16 protein-coding genes are annotated in these 17,061 nt (G+C 66.8%); 10 read left to right on the forward strand and 6 right to left on the reverse strand.

Going from position 1 to position 17,061, the window contains the following annotated elements; all coding sequences use genetic code 11:
• Positions 1 to 72: 72 nt before the first annotated feature.
• From leuC to FHT98_RS04995, 6 genes are read left to right on the forward strand one after another with little or no spacing between them, the layout of a single operon-like run.
• Positions 73 to 1,491 carry a 3-isopropylmalate dehydratase large subunit gene (gene leuC, locus FHT98_RS04970; RefSeq protein WP_142112833.1) on the forward strand — a complete coding sequence of 473 codons (1,419 nt, stop codon included), beginning with the start codon at positions 73 to 75 and terminating at the stop codon, positions 1,489 to 1,491.
• Between the two features lie 23 nt (positions 1,492 to 1,514).
• Positions 1,515 to 1,760, forward strand: a complete 246-nt coding sequence (locus FHT98_RS04975; RefSeq protein WP_142112835.1) for a hypothetical protein — start codon at positions 1,515 to 1,517, stop codon at positions 1,758 to 1,760.
• Complete coding sequence (locus FHT98_RS04980) at positions 1,760 to 2,209, forward strand: metallopeptidase family protein (protein WP_082617550.1); 450 nt, start codon at positions 1,760 to 1,762, stop codon at positions 2,207 to 2,209. The genes FHT98_RS04975 and FHT98_RS04980 overlap by 1 nt, the downstream gene beginning before the upstream one ends.
• Before the next feature lie 3 nt (positions 2,210 to 2,212).
• Positions 2,213 to 2,845, forward strand: coding sequence for a LysE family translocator (locus tag FHT98_RS04985; protein WP_142112837.1), 633 nt, complete (start codon positions 2,213 to 2,215; stop codon positions 2,843 to 2,845).
• A 50-nt stretch (positions 2,846 to 2,895) separates the two neighbouring features.
• Positions 2,896 to 3,498 (forward strand): 3-isopropylmalate dehydratase small subunit, encoded by a 603-nt coding sequence (leuD, locus tag FHT98_RS04990; protein ID WP_142112839.1) that lies wholly within the window; start codon positions 2,896 to 2,898, stop codon positions 3,496 to 3,498.
• A 26-nt stretch (positions 3,499 to 3,524) separates the two neighbouring features.
• Positions 3,525 to 4,598 (forward strand): tetratricopeptide repeat protein, encoded by a 1,074-nt coding sequence (locus FHT98_RS04995; protein ID WP_142112841.1) that lies wholly within the window; start codon positions 3,525 to 3,527, stop codon positions 4,596 to 4,598.
• A 121-nt stretch (positions 4,599 to 4,719) separates the two neighbouring features.
• Here the strand turns inward: FHT98_RS04995 and FHT98_RS05000 are convergent, their stop codons facing one another.
• The 3 genes from FHT98_RS05000 to FHT98_RS05010 form a co-directional block, all read right to left on the reverse strand.
• Entirely contained in the window at positions 4,720 to 5,106 is a 387-nt protein-coding gene (locus FHT98_RS05000) for a DUF1801 domain-containing protein (RefSeq protein WP_142112842.1), read from the reverse strand.
• 23 nt (positions 5,107 to 5,129) lie between these two features.
• The gene (locus tag FHT98_RS05005; protein WP_142112844.1) at positions 5,130 to 6,221 is read right to left on the reverse strand and encodes an ATP-dependent DNA helicase; all 1,092 of its coding nucleotides are present in this window, start codon (positions 6,219 to 6,221) and stop codon (positions 5,130 to 5,132) included.
• Positions 6,222 to 6,302: 81 nt separating this feature from the next.
• Positions 6,303 to 7,949, reverse strand: coding sequence for a methyl-accepting chemotaxis protein (locus tag FHT98_RS05010; protein WP_185745072.1), 1,647 nt, complete (start codon positions 7,947 to 7,949; stop codon positions 6,303 to 6,305).
• A 213-nt stretch (positions 7,950 to 8,162) separates the two neighbouring features.
• Between FHT98_RS05010 and FHT98_RS05015 the strand changes: the two genes are divergently transcribed.
• Complete coding sequence (locus tag FHT98_RS05015) at positions 8,163 to 9,155, forward strand: alpha/beta hydrolase (protein WP_142112848.1); 993 nt, start codon at positions 8,163 to 8,165, stop codon at positions 9,153 to 9,155.
• A gap of 16 nt (positions 9,156 to 9,171) precedes the next feature.
• On the opposite strand, the gene FHT98_RS05020 is transcribed toward FHT98_RS05015, so the two are convergent.
• Positions 9,172 to 9,735: a GNAT family N-acetyltransferase gene (locus FHT98_RS05020; RefSeq protein ID WP_248309145.1), complete on the reverse strand. Its 564-nt coding sequence runs from the start codon at positions 9,733 to 9,735 to the stop codon at positions 9,172 to 9,174.
• 108 nt (positions 9,736 to 9,843) lie between these two features.
• On the opposite strand from FHT98_RS05020, the gene FHT98_RS05025 reads away from it, so the two are divergent.
• Positions 9,844 to 10,461: a LysE family translocator gene (locus FHT98_RS05025; RefSeq protein WP_142112852.1), complete on the forward strand. Its 618-nt coding sequence runs from the start codon at positions 9,844 to 9,846 to the stop codon at positions 10,459 to 10,461.
• A 12-nt stretch (positions 10,462 to 10,473) separates the two neighbouring features.
• Here FHT98_RS05025 and FHT98_RS05030 read toward each other — a convergent pair whose 3' ends face one another.
• Positions 10,474 to 11,169 carry an SDR family oxidoreductase gene (locus FHT98_RS05030; RefSeq protein WP_185745073.1) on the reverse strand — a complete coding sequence of 232 codons (696 nt, stop codon included), beginning with the start codon at positions 11,167 to 11,169 and terminating at the stop codon, positions 10,474 to 10,476.
• 176 nt (positions 11,170 to 11,345) lie between these two features.
• Positions 11,346 to 14,945, reverse strand: a complete 3,600-nt coding sequence (locus tag FHT98_RS05035; protein ID WP_142112857.1) for a hydantoinase B/oxoprolinase family protein — start codon at positions 14,943 to 14,945, stop codon at positions 11,346 to 11,348.
• Between the two features lie 223 nt (positions 14,946 to 15,168).
• On the opposite strand from FHT98_RS05035, the gene FHT98_RS05040 reads away from it, so the two are divergent.
• On the forward strand, positions 15,169 to 15,717 hold the full coding sequence (locus tag FHT98_RS05040; protein WP_091856304.1) for a TRAP transporter small permease: 549 nt from the start codon (positions 15,169 to 15,171) through the stop codon (positions 15,715 to 15,717).
• A gap of 4 nt (positions 15,718 to 15,721) precedes the next feature.
• Positions 15,722 to 17,032 carry a TRAP transporter large permease gene (locus FHT98_RS05045; RefSeq protein WP_142112859.1) on the forward strand — a complete coding sequence of 437 codons (1,311 nt, stop codon included), beginning with the start codon at positions 15,722 to 15,724 and terminating at the stop codon, positions 17,030 to 17,032.
• Positions 17,033 to 17,061 lie beyond the last annotated feature (29 nt).

Genomic DNA, 17,061 nt, shown 5'->3' on the forward strand with positions numbered 1-17,061 from the left:
TTTTGCGTGCCGGCCAAAGCGAGCCGGCGCATCAATCTTCACGCAGATTTCCGAAGACCGAGGCCTCAAACCATGACTGCGACCACCGGACCCCGCACCCTCTACGACAAGATCTTCGACGACCACGTCGTCGACCGGCAGGATGACGGCACCTGCCTGCTCTATATCGACCGCCACCTCGTCCATGAGGTGACGAGCCCGCAGGCCTTCGAGGGTCTGCGCATGACCGGCCGCAAGGTCCGTAGCCCTGAGAAGACGCTTGCCGTCGTCGACCACAACATCCCGACGACCGACCGCAGCAAGGGCATCGCGGAAGAGGAAAGCCGCATCCAGGTCGAGGCGCTCGCCAAGAACGCCCGGGACTTCGGCGTCGAGTACTTCAACGAGCTCGACAAGCGCCAGGGCATCGTCCACATCGTCGGCCCCGAGCAGGGCTTCACCCTGCCCGGCACGACGATCGTCTGCGGTGACAGCCACACCTCGACGCATGGCGCCTTCGGCGCGCTCGCCCACGGCATCGGCACCTCGGAGGTCGAGCACGTGCTGGCCACCCAGACGCTGATCCAGAAGAAGGCGATGAACATGCTCGTCCAGGTGGACGGCACGCCTGCTCCCGGCGTCGGCGCCAAGGACATCACGCTCGCCATCATCGGCGAGACCGGCACCGCCGGCGGCACCGGCTCGGTGATCGAGTATGCCGGCGAGGCCATCCGCGGCCTGACCATGGAAGGCCGCATGACCCTCTGCAACATGTCGATCGAGGGCGGCGCCCGCGCCGGCATGGTCGCGCCGGACGAGAAGTCCTTCGCCTATCTGAAGGGCCGCCCCAAGGCGCCGCAGGGCGCTGCCTGGGAGGCCGCCGTCCGCTACTGGGAAACGCTGCGCACCGACGAGGGCGCGCATTTTGACCGCGTCATCCGCCTCGACGCCGCCAACCTGCCGCCGATCGTCTCCTGGGGCACGAGCCCCGAGGACGTGATCTCGGTCACCGGCGCGGTCCCCGATCCCGAGCTGATCGCGGACGAGGTCAAGCGCGCCTCGAAGAAGCGCGCGCTCGACTATATGGGCCTGACCGCCGGCACCAAGATCACCGACATCCCGCTCGACGTGATCTGGATCGGCTCCTGCACCAATGGCCGCATCGAGGACCTGCGCACCGTCGCGAAGATCGTCGAGGGCAAGAAGCTCCATGAGAGCCTCGACTACGGCATGATCGTTCCCGGCTCCGGCCTGGTGAAGGAGCAGGCCGAGGCCGAGGGGCTCGACAAGATCTTCATCGCCGCCGGCTTTGAATGGCGTGAGCCGGGCTGCTCGATGTGCCTGGGCATGAACCCCGACCAGCTCAAGCCCGGCCAGCGCGCCGCCTCGACCTCGAACCGCAACTTCGAGGGCCGTCAGGGCTATCGCGGCCGGACGCATCTCGTCTCGCCGGCGATGGCGGCGGCGGCGGCCCTCACCGGCCGCTTCGTCGACGTCCGTACGCTGGGCTGAGGCGGACAGGCGGGGAGCTGACCATGTCGAACGATCCCCGCGAAACCGGCCGCGCCGCCGAATCCAAGGCGGCGCTGGACCGGGTCAAGCGCGACAGCGAAAGCCTGCTCGGCTCCTCGATGGGCCGGGCGGCCGATCACTTCTCGGGCGCCGATGCGCCCGAGGGCGACAAGGTCGAGCTCTGGGGCCGGCGCATCGGCCGCGCCCTCTCGCTCCTCGGCGTCATCGTGCTGGCCTGGTGGCTTGGCTACCAATTGAAGATCTGGTGATGGGCAGGGCCGTGGACGCCAGGGTCGTAAAAACCGCGGAGATCGATTGGGACGGGGCCAAGGCGCCGTCTCAGGAGGCGTTCGAGGTTTTGGCCCAGGCCGCCTTCGACCGCCTGCCCGAGGAATTCCGCGCGCTCTGCTCGGATGTGATCTTCAACGTCACCGAGTTCCCCGAGGACGACGTGCTGAAGGAGCTGGAGGCGGAGAGCCCGTTCGACCTGCTCGGCCTGTTCAGCGGCGTCGGCCTGCCGCAGCAGGGCTATTCCCCCCAGACCGGCCAGATGCCCAACACCATCCATCTCTACCGCCGGCCGATCCTCGACTACTGGGCCGAGCATGACGAGAGCCTGGGGGCCATCGTCAGCCATGTCATGATCCACGAGATCGGCCACCATTTCGGCTTCTCCGACGAGGACATGGAAGCCATCGAAGCCGCGGCGGAGCGCTAGGCGATGCTCGACGAACTGATCCGCAACCTGCCCGGCCTGATGCTGGTCTACTCGGCCTTCATCCTCGCGGTCGCGAGCCCCGGCCCGAGCAATCTCCAGGTCATGGCGACCTCGATGGAGCGCGGCCGTGCCGCCGGCTCCACCCTGGCGCTCGGTGTTACCGCCGGCTCCCTGACATGGGGCATCCTCGCCGCCGTCGGCGTCACCGGCATCGTCGTGGCTCATCCCGGCGCGCTCTATGCCATCAAGATCGTCGGCGGGCTCTACCTGCTCTTCCTCGCCTGGCGCTCGGCCCGCTCGGCGATGCGCGCCGAGATGCCCCCGGTGAAGGCTGCCGCTTCGGGTCGCCGCACCTTCCTGCGCGGCTACCTCATGCACATCACCAACCCGAAGGCGATCCTGAGCTGGACGGCGATCATCGCGCTGGCCCTGCGGCCCGATACGCCGCCGGTCGTGCTCTACGCCATCATCGGCGGCTGCATGCTGATCTCGCTCGCGATCAACCAGTTCTATGCCGTGCTGTTCTCCACGGCATCGATGATCGCGGGCTACCGCCGCATCCGCCGCCGGGCCGAGGCCTGCCTCGCCGCCTTCTTCACCTTCGCCAGCTTCAAGCTGCTGACCTCGCAGCTCTGATTTCCGTCACCGCAAGAACATCGCCAAAAAGGCCCATCGGAGTCTCCGCCATGCAGCCCTTCACCACCCTGACCTCGACCCCCGCGCCCATGAAGGTGGTCAATGTCGACACCGACATGATCATCCCCAAGCAGTACCTGAAGACGATCAAGCGCACGGGTCTCGGCACCGCGCTGTTCTCGGAGATGCGCTACAAGGAGGACGGCTCGGAGAACCCCGATTTCGTGCTGAATCAGCCGGCCTATCGCAATGCGGAAATTCTCGTCGCCGGCGACAATTTCGGCTGCGGCTCCTCGCGCGAGCACGCCCCCTGGGCCCTGCTCGATTTCGGCATCCGCTGCGTGATCTCCACCAGCTTCGCCGACATCTTCTACAATAACTGCTTCAAGAACGGCATCCTGCCGATCAAGGTCACGCCCGAGCAGCTCGACATGCTGTTCGACGATGCCGAGCGTGGCTCCAACGCGACGCTGACGATCGATCTGGCGAACCAGACGATCAAGGGCCCGGACGGCGGCGAGATCAAGTTCGAGATCGATCCGTTCCGCAAACACTGCCTGCTGAACGGCCTCGACGACATCGGCCTGACCATGGAGAAGGGCACGAAGATCGACGCCTATGAGGAAAAGCTGAAGCAGCGCGCCTGGGCCTGAGATCCAGGCCTCGCGGAACGGCTGATGTGACCGACACCCTCTTTCGCTCGGGCAACCTGCTGGTCAAGGCCGCGCGGCGCCCGGGCGAGGATTGCGTCGTCACCTTCGATTCCTACACGGATGATCCGGGTCTGGATCGTCCGGCCTTCGGCGAGGAAGCCTTCGCACAGGCCGGTCTCCCCGCGATCCATGTCGTGAACCGGCGCAATTCCTGGTACCAGGAGCCGGAATGGCGCGAGATGGTCGCTGCGGTCGCGGCCGCAGCCGCTCCCTATCGGCGCGTGCTCGCCTACGGCTCCAGCATGGGCGGCTATGCTGCGCTCCGCTTCGGAAAGATGATCGGTGCGGCGGCTGCACTGGCGATCTCGCCACAATACAGCATGGCGCGCGACAAGGCGGGGTTCGACACCCGCTGGGCCAAGCCCGTGCGCCGCATACGCTGGCGGCGTGAGCTTGCGGGGCCGCTCCCGGCGGATTTGCCAGCGGTCATCGTCTATGATCCCGCCCACGCCGCCGACCGCCGCCATGTCGAGCTGATCGCAGGCGAGATGCGCATACAGCGGGTCGCCCTGCCCTTTTCCGGCCATCCCTCCGGCACCTATCTCGGCGAATGCGGCCTGCTTCGCCCGCTGGCGCTCGGGGTCCTCGCAGGTGAGACCGAGTTCGGCACCTTGCTGCAAGCAGCGCGCGATCACCGCCGTAACTCGACCTCCTATTTCATCGCGCTCGCCCGTGCCGCCGGGCCACGCAACCCGGAACGCGCGGTCGCCTTCGCCCGCCGCGCCCTCGAACTGAACCCCAACGCCCATTTCACCTGGGTGACACTGGCCGAACAGCTTCGCTTCGCCGGCCGGATCGAGGAGGCACTCGCCGCGCTGGAGCGGGCGGTGGCGCTGACGGAAGGCCATCCCGCGATGCTGCGCGTGCTGTCCAACGCCCTCTATGACGAAGGTCGCTTCGACGAGGCCGCGACCGTTCTCGCCCGCTCGCTAGCCGCCGCCGGCTCACCGGATCTGCGCGGCCAGTTTCACCTGGCCGGGTTCAGGATGCGCGGGCACGTCGCCTGGTGGCGCAGCCGCATGGCTGCCTTCAGGCGGTAGGCCCTGAGGTAGGCTGGCCGCGAGGGTCGGTGCCACCTGCAGCGAATGCCCGACGGCATTCATGACGATTCAGCAGCGTTGGGAGATGGCGCCCCCGGCTTCGAGAGATTTTCTTCCCGCTTCAGCGCGACATATTAAGCACCACGGCCTCGCGGATGAGGGCCCTGAAGGCGTCTTCGTCCAACGCCTCGCCCTCGCGGATATCGATCGCGCGGCGGGCATTGCCCTCCAGGCTTGCATTGAACAGGCCGGCGGAATCGGCCAGCGAGGCGCCCTTCAGGAAGGTCAGCTTGACCACGCTCTTGTAGGTTTCGCCGGTGCAGATGATCCCGCCATGCGACCAGACCGGCACGCCGCGCCATTTCACCTCCTCGACCACGTCGGGATCGGCCTCCCGGATCAGCGCGCGCATCCGCGCCAGCGTCGCGCCACGCCAGTCGACGAGCGATTCGATCTTCTCGTCGATCAGCCGGGAAGCGGCCGGATCCTGAATTTCGTTCTTCGCCATGACCGCTCCCTTCGCGCCAGAGCCTAGACCACGACCGTGATCGCCTCGGCCGCGCGCGTCAGGCCGGTATAGAGCCAGCGCGCCCGATGCTCGCGAAAGGCGAAGCTCTCGTCGAAGAGCACGACATCATCCCATTGCGAGCCCTGCGACTTATGCACGGTCAGCGCATAGCCGAAGGTGAACTCGTCGGTGTGCTTGCGCAGCTCCCACGGGATTTCCTCTTCGGTGCCGTCGAAGAAATTCGGCATCACCGAGACCTTGACCGCCTTGGCTCCGGCATCGTCCTCGGGCGTCACCCGCATGGTGACCACTCCCTTCTTCGAGGTCTTGATCTCCTGCACGATCCAGGAGCCGCCATTGAGCAGGCCCTTGCTCTTGTCGTTGCGCAGGCAGACCAGCTTCTCGCCGGCGACGGGGCTGTTGTCGGTACGGCCCATCAGCTGGCGGATACGGGCATTGTAGTTGCGCCGCGTCTTGTTCATGCCGACCAGCACCTGATCGGCCCCCATGACAATCTCGGGATTGATCTCGCCGCGCCGGATCACCCGGCTCGGCCCGTAATCCCCGAGCTCGAGCTGCCCGCCCTCGCGTACGATCATCGACATCCGCACGATCGGGTTGTCCGCCGCCTGCCGGTGGACCTCGGTCAGCATGACGTCGGGCTCCTGCTCGGTGAAGAAGCCGCCGCCCTTGACCGGGGGCAACTGCGCGGGATCGCCCAGCACCAGAACCGGCGTGCCGAAGGAGAGCAGGTCCCGGCCCAGCTCCTCGTCGACCATCGAGCATTCGTCGATGATGATGAGCTTGGCCTTGGCCGCGGCGCTGTCACGGTTGAGCGCGAAGATCGGGCTCTCCTCGTCGACGCCGCGCGAGCGATAGATCAGCGAATGGATGGTCTGCGCGCCATGGCAGCCCTTGTTGCGCAGCACGAGCGCGGCCTTGCCCGTATAGGCGGCGAAGACGACGTCGCCATCGACCGCCTCGGCGATATGGCGCGCGAGCGTGGTCTTGCCGGTTCCGGCATAGCCGAACATGCGGAAGAGCTGCGGCTCGCCGGTTTGCAGCCAGCGCGCCACGGCGGTCAAAGCCATATCCTGCTGGGGCGACCAGCTCATCGCGGAATCATCGTCGAAAAAGGCATGACGCAGATGGGGCCGAGTCGGGCTGGGAGGCAAGCCCGGCGCACCTGAAACCGCTCAGGCGGCGCGCAAACGCTGGACAAAAGCCGCAGCCTCCGCCTGCAGGGCGTTGATCCGCCGGTCGAGTTCCCTCGCGCTCGCCGCACCGGTATCGGCCTGGCCGACGGTCTGGAGATTGGCGGCCGCGATCTCGCCCATCGCCAGGGCGGCCGTGCCCGTCACGTCCGAGATCCGCGCCACGGTCTCGCCGAGCGAGCCCAGCAATTCGACATGCGAGCCGACCATCGTCGCGATCTCGGTTCCGGTCTGCTCGACCGCTGCGACGCTGGTGCCGATGGCGGAAACCGCTTCGGCGGCATGGGACAAAGCCTCGTCGGCCTGCGCGATCCGGCTGACGATCCGCCCGGCGGCGTCCGAGGCCTGGTTGGCGAGCGTCTTCACCTCGGCGGCGACCACTGCGAAGCCGCGGCCATGGGCGCCCGCACGCGCAGCCTCGATCGTCGCGTTGAGGGCGAGCAGATTGGTCTGGCGCGCCACTGCGTCGATGATGCCCACGACATCGCGGATCTGGGCGGCGTTTTCGCTCAGGCGCGTCACCAGCGCATGGGTCCCGGCTGCCTCGCGCGTCGCCTCGGTCGCCATTTCCGAAACCCGCCTTACCTCGCGATTGATCTGGCCGACGACGAAATCCAGCCGCAGCGCCGCCTCGCTGGAGCGTCGCGCATCGATCCCCGCGCCATCGACGGAAGCGGCCGCCGTCTCGGTGCTCCGCGATATCTGGTGGACGCGGACAGCGGCGTCCTGAAGCGCCATGCGGAGCGTCTCGCTCGCCCTGCCGATCTCGCCGAGCAGGACGCCGAGCCGTGCCTCGAACTCGTCGGCGATCCCGGCCAGCTCCGCATTGCGGAGCTGTTCGAGGCGCCGCGCATCGTCGGCCTCGCTTTCCCGCGTCACCAGCGTCGCCCTGACCTCGCTGAGCTGGCGCACGACGCGGGCGAGCTGGCCGATCTCGTCGGCCCGGTCGCGATGCGGTACGTCGATGATCCCATCGGACGCCACCGCCTGCCGGATCGCCTCCATCAGGTTGCGCAGGGGCCGCGTCAACTGGCTGCGCAGCATCAGCAAGGCCAGAAGCCCGCCACCCAGCGGCAGGAGGACCGCGAAAAGGATCGTCCGCAGACGAACGGCTTCTGCTCGCGCACCGGCGCGGATGGAGGTCTCGCCTGCCCGCTTGGCGAGCTCGTCGCGCAGCGCGGCGGTTGTCGCGACGATCTCGTCGACATTGATGCGCGCCTCGGCCGCGCCCGCCTCCAGCAAGGCGGCCTTGGCCGAGATCCGCTGGCCGATATCGACGATGCCGTGCTGGAAGGCGATGAAGGTCTTGATCCGCGCATCGAGCGTTGGATTGGCCTCGCGCAGGCTTGCCGGCAGGGCCGAGATTAGATGCGCGCGTGCCGCGTCGACCAGTTCGATGGCGGCATCCAGCTTGCCGATCATCGCCTCGATCTCCTGCGGGGAGCTGTCCGTGTCGACCCGGCTGAGCAGCGCGGCGGCTGCGATCCTGCTCGACAAAAGCGAGGCGCTGCCGGCGAGGCGGATATCCGAGAAGGCGGCGGCATCGATGCGCCTTGCCTCATCGAAACCACGCAAGGCGCTGGCGAGACCCAGCGCCCCGGCGAGAGCCAGCAGGGCGAAGAAAATCATGATCTTCGCCGTCAGTCCCAGTCGCCGCATCGCCGCCTCAGTCTCGTAGCTGCCGTCCATCTGGCAGAGGCAAACGAACACGAGGTTAACGCGAAGCGTGATGACGCAATAATATCAATAGTTTAGCCGGTTATACAATAATCCACCCCCTTGCCCCGTCGATCGGAATTCGACCCGATTGCCCGGGATCGCGGGCCGGCCTAGCTTCGCACCATGAGACGACGTGCCAAACGGATTCTGCTGCTCTGCCTCGGCCTTGCCTTCATCGGCTATGCCGCTTTCGCTCTGTCGCCCTGGCCCACGACGCTGCTGACGCGCCTCGCCTTCGGCTATGGCGCCTCGAAGACCACAGCCGCGCTCGCTGGCCACGTCCCCTTCGGCATCCGCGAGCAGCGCGACATCCGCTATGGCAGCGCGGAAGACGAACGGCTGGACGTCTATCTCCCGTCCGGCGGGCGGATCGAACCGGGGCGCCCGACCGTCGTCTGGATTCATGGCGGCGCCTTCGTCGCGGGGGATCGCGGAGATGTTGCGCCCTATCTCAAGATCCTCGCCGGGCGCGGCTTCGCGGTCGTCGCGGTCGGCTATACCCGCGCGCCGACCGGCCGCTACCCCACGCCGGTCCTGCAGGCGAACGCCGCGCTCGGCTTCCTGCAGCGCGAAGGGCAGCGCCTCGGCCTCGACCCGACGCGCATCGTTCTCTCAGGCGATTCGGCCGGCGCTCATATCGCCTCCCAGCTCGCTGCTGGCCTGACCGGCAAGGACTATGGCGAACTGCTCGGGTTGAAGCCGGCCATCGCGCCCACGAGCCTGCGGGGCACGGTGCTGTTCTGCGGCGCCTTCGACCTCACCGCCATCGACCTGACCGGGCCGTTCGGCAGCTTCGTCCGCACGGTCCTCTCCGCCTATTTCGGCGTGGCCAACCCGCTGGACAGCGAGCGCCTGACCCAGGCCTCCGTCCCACGCTATGTCACGGAAGCCTTCCCGCCGAGCTTCATCTCGGTTGGAAACGGCGATCCGCTGGCGCCGCAATCGGCGGCGATGGCGCAGGCCCTGCGCGACCGCGGCGTCAGGGTCGACACCCTGTTCTTCCCGCCCGAAACCGAGCCGAAGCTGCCGCATGAATACCAGTTCGATCTCGACCGCCCGGAAGGGAAGCAGGCACTCGACCGGCTGACGGCCTTCCTGAACGAGCTTTCGCGCTGACCGGAGCGCGTGGCGCCTACAGTACCAGCCTGAGCAACGGCCGCCCCGGCTTCTGCCGGGCAACCTCGATGAAACCGGCGCGCAGGAACACGCTTTCCGGCCCGACATAGAGCCCCTCCGCGCTGCGCTTGTCCCGATTGTCCATGGCCGCTGCCTCGATCAATCGCGCCCCGCTCTCCCGCGCGAAGGCGACGGCCCCATCGAGCAGCGCGCCGGTGACGCCCTTGCCGCGAAAGCCCCTGCGCACGAAGAAGCAGGAAGCCGCCCAGTTGCCGATGTCCTCTGCCGGCGCATCTGGCAGCGGCGTCGAGGCGCGGCGCGGATTGTTCCATTCGGGGATGTCGGCGCGCGGGCCGACCTGCAGCCAGCCGACTGGCTTATCCTCGGCATAAGCCAGCACGCCGGGCGGCGGCCCGTTCTTGACCCGATCCTCGAACAATTGCCGCGCGCCTTCGCCGAGCAAGGGTTTGCGCAAGCGCTGCGGCATGCGGAAATGGTTGCACCAGCAGCCATAGCAGGGCCCCTGCGGGCCGAAGAGATCCTCCAGATCGCTCCAGCGTTCGGGCGTCAGCGGCTTCACGTCAAAACCCGTGCACCATCGCGACCTCCCATCTGCAGCAAGGCGAAGCATCTGGACAGGCGGCCAAGTTCGGCAGATCACTGTGCGGCATTGCCGGAGGTCAGCGCCATGTCGCTTGAAGTCTATGCCGCCTATCTCATCGCCTGCATCGTCATCATCAGCGTTCCCGGGCCAACGGTCACGCTGATCGTCGCCAACAGCCTGAAGCACGGTACCCGCGCCGGCCTCCTCAACGTGGCAGGAACACAGGCCGGGCTCGGCATCATGGTCCTCGTCGCCGGCATCGGATTGAGCTCGGTCATCGCCGCGCTCGGCCACTGGTTCGAATGGGTAAGGCTGGCTGGCGCCGCCTACCTGATCTGGCTGGGCTGGAAGATGTTCCGCTCGGCCGGCGCCGATCTCGACGGCTCAGCGCCGGCGAAGCCGCCGCGCGGCGGCTTCTTCCTGCAGGGCGCGCTGGTCGCTCTCAGCAACCCGAAGACGCTGCTGTTCTTCGGCGCCTTCTTCCCGCAATTCCTCGATCCCGCGCGCGACCACGCCACCCAGATCGCGATCATGGGCGCAACGGCGCTCACCTTCGCGGCTCTCAGCGACGGTGCCTATGCCCTGCTCTCCGGCAAGGCAGGGCACTTGCTGTCGCGCAGTCGCGTGCGGCTGCTGTCGAAGCTCAGCGGCGGCTTCCTGGTCGGCGGCGGACTCTGGCTCGCCTCGACGCGGGCGAACTGAGACCCTCTGTCCTCACCAGGTGATCGCCTCACCGGTATAGTCGCGGAAGCTGTTGGCCTCAGCCATGCCGGAAGCATCGATGGTGCGGATCAGCCCGCTCGCACTCTCGGCCGGGGTGATGTCGGCACCACTGCCACCCATGTCGGTCTGGACCCAGCCGGGATGGAACAGCATCACGCTGACATCGCGCGCCCGCACGCTGTTACCGAATACGACCATCGCCATGTTCACCGCCGATTTCGACGAGCGATAGATCAGCGCATTGCCCGGATTGGCGGCGATGGAGCCCATCCGGCTCGAGATCGTGGCGATCTTGCGGCCCTGCCCCGCCTCGACATTCGGCAGGAAGGCCTGCGCCACCCGGATCGGCGCATAGACATTGACCTCGAAGACCTCGCGCCAGGCGTCGAAATCGACGTCGAGCCCGCTCTGCCGGTCGCGCGGACCATAAAGCCCGGCATTGTTCAGGAGCACGTCGATCGCCTGCCCTGCCAGGGCTTCCTTCGCTGCGGCGATGCTGGCGTCGGAGGTCACGTCGAGTTCCACCGGGATCAGCGCCGCCGGATGCTCGGCCGCGAGCTCGGCGAGCGCCCCGCCCCAGGGATTGCGCGCCGCCGCGATCACCCGGTCACCCCGGCGCAGCAACTCGATGGTGATGGCAAGCCCGATGCCGCGATTGGCGCCGGTGATCATCCAGGTCTGGGGCATGTCCGTCTCCATGGTCATGAGACGGAGCTAAGGACGATCCGCGCATTCTGACCAGAGGCACGAACGCTCACGCGTCATGCTCGCCCTTGTGGCGAGCATCCATGTCTTGAACACCGTCCTCGACAAAGGAAGACGTGGATGGTCGGGACACGCCCGACCATGACGGCAAATGCGCCTCAGCCCTTCGCCTTGCCGTATCCACCGGCCGTCGGCGTGATCACCGTCACCGCCTCGCCGGCCTGGAGCAGCGTCTGGTCGGAGGGCTTCAATTCCTCGACCGCGCCGGAGAGCCTCCGCACCAGCGTCCGGCCGAGTTCGCCCGCCTCGCCGCCGTCGACGCCGAAAGGCCGGACCCGGCGATGCGAGGCCAGGATCGCGCAATCCATCGTCTTGAGGAAGCGGATGGTGCGCGAGGTGCCGTCGCCGGCCGTCCACTCGCCCTTGCCGCCCGAGCCCCTGCGGATGTGGAAATCCTCCAGCACCACCGGGAAGCGCGTTTCCAGGATCTCCGGATCGGTCAGGCGCGAATTGGTCATGTGAACATGCACGCCCGACGTGCCGTTGAAGCCCGGCCCCGCCGGCGAGCCCGAGCAGATCGTCTCGTAATACTGATACTGATCGTTGCCGAAGGTCAGGTTGTTCATCGTGCCCTGCGAGCAGGACATCGCCTTGAGCGCGCCGAACAGCGTGTTCGTCACCGCTTGGCTGACCTCGACATTGCCCGCGACCACGGCCGCAGGATAGCGCGGCGCCAGCATCGAACCCTCCGGCACCACGATCCGGATCGGGCGCAGGCAGCCGGCATTCATCGGGATCGCGTCGTCGACCATGACGCGGAAGACATAGAGCACGGCGGCCCGCGTCACCGGCGCCGGGGCGTTGAAATTATCCGGGCGCTGCTCCGAGGTGCCGGTGAAGTCGACCGTCGCCTCGCGCTTCTCGCGGTCGATGGTGATCTTCACCTTGATCGCGCAGCCCTGGTCCATCGGGTAGGTGAATTCGGAATCGTGCAGCTTGGTCAGGAGTCGTGCAACGCTCTCGGCCGCATTGTCCTGGACATGGCCCATATAGGCCTGCACCACGTCGAGCCCGAAGGAGCCGATCATCTTGCGCAGCTCCGCCACGCCCTTCTCGTTGGCGGCGATCTGCGCCTTGAGGTCGTTGACGTTCTGCACGACGTTACGGACGGGATAGCGCGCACCGGTCAGCAACTTGACCAGCTCCTCCTCGCAGAAGCGGCCCTGATCGACGATCTTGAAATTGTCGATATAGACGCCCTCTTCCTCGATATTGGTCGCCAAGGGCGACATCGAGCCCGGCGCCGTGCCGCCGACATCCGCGTGGTGGCCGCGGCTCGCCGCCCAGAACAGGATCTCCTTCTCCTCGGCATCGAAGACCGGGGTGCAGACGGTGATGTCAGGCAGATGCGTGCCGCCATTATAGGGCGCGTTCAGGCAGTAGACGTCGCCCGGCTTGATCACCGGGTTGTTGGCGATCACCGTCTCGACCGAGCGATCCATCGAGCCCAGATGCACCGGCATATGCGGGGCGTTGGCGACGAGCGCGCCGGTCTGGTCGAACACCGCGCAGGAGAAGTCGAGCCGTTCCTTGATGTTCACGGAATAGGCGGTGTTCTGCAGCGTCACGCCCATCTGCTCGGCGATCGACATGAACAGGTTGTTGAAGATCTCGAGCATGACCGGGTCGGCCTTGGTGCCGATCGCGGCCTGCTGGACCAGCGCCTTGACGCGGACGAGGACGAGATGGTCGCGGGCGGTGAGCTTGGCGCTCCAGCCCTCCTCGACGACGACGGTCTGGTTCGGCTCGATGATGATGGCGGGGCCGGCGACGCTCTGGCCGGGCTTCATCGCCTCGCGCCGGACGATCGCCGCATCGTGCCACTGCCCCTTGGCGAAGAAGCGGGTGCGCTCGGCGGCAACCGGCTCGCCCGCCTGCTCGGAAGCGGCAGCCTCCTCGAATTTCGCGCCGCCGCCGACAGCCTCCACCTCGACCGCCTCGACGACCAGCGCCTTGGTCTCGTCCATGAAGCCGAAGCGCGCCTTGTGCGCGCTCTGGAAGGCCTCCTGCATCGCGGCGCGTGTGCCGGCCGGAACCGCGATCGCGGTATCGGTGCCGGAATAGCGGATATGGGCGCGGGTATGGATCGCGATATCGCCCTCGGTCACGCCCTGGCCCGCAACCTCCGCCTTGGTATCGGCGGCAAGCTTCGCGGCGACCGTCTCGATCGCTGTCTTGGCCTCGCCGTCGAGCGCAACATCCAGCGCCGCAGTGCGGGTCGAGCGGATTTCGGCGAGCCCCATGCCATAGGCCGAAAGCAGGCCGGAGAACGGATGCAGCAGCACCGTCTTGATGCCGAGCGCATCCGCCACGAGGCAGGCGTGCTGGCCGCCGGCGCCACCGAAGGAATTCAGCGCGTAGCGGGTGATGTCATAGCCGCGCTGGACCGAGATCTTCTTGATCGCCTCGGCCATGTTGGCGACGGCGATCTGGATGAACCCATCCGCGACCTCCTCAGGGCTGCGCCCGTCGCCGACCTCGGCGGCCAGCACCGCGAACTTGTTGCGGACGATCGCAACATCGAGCGGCTCGTCCTGCTTCGGCCCGAAGATCGTCGGGAAATAGGACGGGATCAGCTTGCCGACCATGACATTCGCATCGGTCACCGCGAGCGGCCCGCCGCGACGATAGGCAGCCGGTCCCGGATTGGCGCCAGCCGAATCCGGCCCGACGCGGAAACGCGCGCCGTCATAATGCAGAATGGACCCCCCACCTGCCGCGACCGTATGGATCAGCATCATCGGCGCGCGCATACGCACCCCGGCGACCTCGGTCTCGAAAGCACGCTCATACTCGCCGTCGAAATGCGCGACGTCGGTCGAGGTGCCGCCCATATCGAAGCCGATCACCTTGTCGAAACCGGCCGAGCGACCGGTCTCGGCCAAGCCGACCACGCCGCCGGCAGGGCCGGACAGGATCGCGTCCTTGCCCTGGAACAGCTCGGCCGCGGTGAGCCCGCCCGAGGACATCATGAACATCAGGCGCGCGCCGGTGCGGGCGACGTCGAGCTCCTCGGAAACCTGCTGCACATAGCGGCCGAGGATGGGCGACAGATAGGCATCGACCACGGCGGTGTCGCCGCGTCCGACCAGCTTCACCAGCGGCGAGACTTCATGGCTGACGGAGACCTGCGGGAAGCCGATGGCACGGGCGATCCGGGCCGCGACCTGCTCATGCGCCGCATAGCGATAGCCGTGCATGAAGACGATCGCGAGCGCGCGGAAACCGGCGTCGTACTGCGCCTGCAGGGCGTTGCGGATTGCTGCTTCGTCGGGCGCGCGCTCGACCGTACCGTCGGCCAGCACCCGCTCCTCGACCTCGACGACATCCTCGTAGAGCTGCTCGGGCTTGACGATCTCCTTGGCGAAGATGTCGGGCCGGGCCTGGTAGCCGATGCGCAGCGCGTCGCGGAAGCCCTTGGTGGTGACGAGCAGCGTCCGGTCGCCCTTGCGTTCCAGCAGCGCATTGGTGGCGACGGTCGTGCCCATGCGCACCTCGCCGATGGCACCCTCCGGGATCGGTTCGCCCGTTTTCAGCCCGAGAAGATCACGGATGCCCTGCACGGCGGCGTCGCGATAGGCGCCGGGATTTTCGGAGAGCAGCTTCCTGGCATGGAGATTGCCAGCCGGATCGCGTCCGATCACGTCGGTGAAGGTGCCGCCGCGATCGATCCAGAAGTCCCAATGCGCCGCCGACATAAGACGTTCTCCCCTCCGCCAAGCCAGCCATGATTTACGCTGACGTTTTATCGATAAATCGTCGATGAGTTATTGACAAGGCGATTCTGCCGGCTACGATCCCGATTGTGGCTGGAACATGGCTGAGGGGCCAGGCCGGCGCGAAAGCGGAGGATGCGACGATGCGAGCAACCCTGGCAACCGGGCGCGGATGCGCTCCTGTCCGGCGGGAGCGGCGCGCGCCATGATCCGTCGCACGCTCGATACGCTTTATCTCTGGGCCGGCTACGCGGCCGGCATCTTCCTGATCCTGATCTTCCTGCTGATGATGGGCATGTCGATCGGCCGCGAGATCGGCCTCAACATCCCCGCCGGCGATGATTTCGCCTCATGGTGCATGGCGGCGATGGCCTTCCTCGGCCTCGCCCACACCTTCAAGTCGGGTGACATGATCCGCGTCGGCCTGCTGATCGACCATTTCCAGGGCCGCAAGCGCTGGGTCTTCGAGGTATTCTCGCTGGTCCTCGGCCTCGGTTTCTCCGGCTTCTTCGCCTGGCACGCCGCGATCATGACCTGGCAGTCCTATGCCTTCAACGACGTCGCCGGCGGCGTCGTGCCGATGCCGCTCTGGATTCCGCAGCTCGGCTATTCCGGCGGCCTGATCATCCTGTTCATCGCGATGCTGGACGAGTTCGTCCATGTCGTCATCCGCGGCCGCGAGCCGCGCTACGAGAAGCCCCCTGCGCAGTCGGACGAAGAGATCGTCGAGCGCGCCATGGCGAGCGGAGTCTGACGCCATGTCGATGATCGAAATCTCTGGGCTGCTCCTGCTGCTGCTGGCCGTCTTCCTCGCCGGCGGCGTCTGGATCGCCATCTCGCTGATGGCTTGCGGCTGGGTGGCGATGCAGTTCGTCGGCGGCGGCATTCCCGCCGGCTCCGTGCTGGCGACCACCATCTGGGGCAACAGCGCCTCCTGGACGCTGGCCGCGCTGCCGCTCTTCATCTGGATGGGCGAGATTCTCTACCGAACGAAGCTCTCCGAAGAGATGTTCCGTGGCCTCGCCCCCTGGCTCAACTGGCTGCCCGGCCGATTGATGCACGTCAACGTGCTCGCCTGCGGCATCTTCGGCTCGGTCTCCGGCTCCTCCGCCGCGACCTGCGCCACCGTCGCCAAGATCGCCCTGCCCGAGCTGAAGAAGCGCGGCTATAACGAGAAGCTCGCGCTCGGCTCATTGGCCGGCGCCGGCACGCTCGGCATCCTGATCCCGCCCTCGATCACCATGGTGGTCTATGCGGTGGCGGCCAATGTCTCGATCATCCAGATCTTCCTCGCGGGCTTCCTGCCCGGCCTGCTCGTGATGGCGCTCTATTCCGGCTACATCGCCGTCTGGCACCTGCTGCATCCCGACCAGTCGCCGCCGCGCGAGCCGAAGATGCCGCTGCGGGAGAAGCTCAGGGAATCGGCTCAGCTCATCCCCTGCATGCTGCTGATCGCGCTGGTCTTCCTGTCGCTGCTGCTGGGCTGGGCGACGGCGACCGAATGCGCCGCCTGGGGCGTGCTCGGCTCCTTCGGCATCGCCTGGTGGTCGGGCTCCCTCACCAAGGAAGCGTTCTGGCAGAGTGTGATGGGCACGACCCGGATCACCTGCATGATCATGCTGATCCTGGCCGGCGCCTCCTTCATGTCGACCTCGATGGCCTATACCGGCATCCCGGCGGCGCTGGCCGAGTGGGTCGACTCGCTGCACCTCTCGCCCTACGCGCTGATCGCTGCGCTCACCGTGATGTACATCATCCTCGGCACCGCGCTCGACGGCATCTCGATGATCGTGCTGACCACCGCCATCGTCATCCCGATGATCAAGACGGCGGGGTTCGACCTCGTCTGGTTCGGCATCTTCCTCGTGCTGATCGTCGAGATGGCGGAGGTCTCGCCGCCGGTCGGCTTCAACCTCTTCGTGCTGCAGACGATGTCCGGCAAGGATTCGAACACGGTCGCGCTGGCGGCGCTGCCGTTCTTCTTCCTGCTGGTCGCCGCTGTCGCGATCATCACGATCTTCCCGTGGATCGTGATGATCTTGCCTCAGATGGCCTTTCCGCCTCAATGATAACGCATCAAAACCAAGGGAACGGAGCC

Origin of the sequence: Allobosea sp. AK1 (assembly GCF_006714945.1) — a bacterium.
GTDB classification, from domain to species: domain Bacteria; phylum Pseudomonadota; class Alphaproteobacteria; order Rhizobiales; family Beijerinckiaceae; genus Allobosea; species Allobosea robiniae.

What these genes read in the sequence shown, in the direction of transcription:
- leuC (WP_142112833.1), top strand. Translation starts at nt 73, where the DNA reads ATGACTGCGACCACCGGACCCCGCACCCTCTACGACAAGATCTTCGAC.
- FHT98_RS04975 (WP_142112835.1), top strand. Translation starts at nt 1,515, where the DNA reads ATGTCGAACGATCCCCGCGAAACCGGCCGCGCCGCCGAATCCAAGGCG.
- FHT98_RS04980 (WP_082617550.1), top strand. Translation starts at nt 1,760, where the DNA reads ATGGGCAGGGCCGTGGACGCCAGGGTCGTAAAAACCGCGGAGATCGAT.
- FHT98_RS04985 (WP_142112837.1), top strand. Translation starts at nt 2,213, where the DNA reads ATGCTCGACGAACTGATCCGCAACCTGCCCGGCCTGATGCTGGTCTAC.
- leuD (WP_142112839.1), top strand. Translation starts at nt 2,896, where the DNA reads ATGCAGCCCTTCACCACCCTGACCTCGACCCCCGCGCCCATGAAGGTG.
- FHT98_RS05000 (WP_142112842.1), bottom strand. Translation starts at nt 5,106, where the DNA reads ATGGCGAAGAACGAAATTCAGGATCCGGCCGCTTCCCGGCTGATCGAC.
- FHT98_RS05005 (WP_142112844.1), bottom strand. Translation starts at nt 6,221, where the DNA reads ATGAGCTGGTCGCCCCAGCAGGATATGGCTTTGACCGCCGTGGCGCGC.
- FHT98_RS05010 (WP_185745072.1), bottom strand. Translation starts at nt 7,949, where the DNA reads ATGATTTTCTTCGCCCTGCTGGCTCTCGCCGGGGCGCTGGGTCTCGCC.
- FHT98_RS05015 (WP_142112848.1), top strand. Translation starts at nt 8,163, where the DNA reads ATGAGACGACGTGCCAAACGGATTCTGCTGCTCTGCCTCGGCCTTGCC.
- FHT98_RS05025 (WP_142112852.1), top strand. Translation starts at nt 9,844, where the DNA reads ATGTCGCTTGAAGTCTATGCCGCCTATCTCATCGCCTGCATCGTCATC.
- FHT98_RS05030 (WP_185745073.1), bottom strand. Translation starts at nt 11,169, where the DNA reads ATGCCCCAGACCTGGATGATCACCGGCGCCAATCGCGGCATCGGGCTT.
- FHT98_RS05035 (WP_142112857.1), bottom strand. Translation starts at nt 14,945, where the DNA reads ATGTCGGCGGCGCATTGGGACTTCTGGATCGATCGCGGCGGCACCTTC.
- FHT98_RS05040 (WP_091856304.1), top strand. Translation starts at nt 15,169, where the DNA reads ATGATCCGTCGCACGCTCGATACGCTTTATCTCTGGGCCGGCTACGCG.
- FHT98_RS05045 (WP_142112859.1), top strand. Translation starts at nt 15,722, where the DNA reads ATGTCGATGATCGAAATCTCTGGGCTGCTCCTGCTGCTGCTGGCCGTC.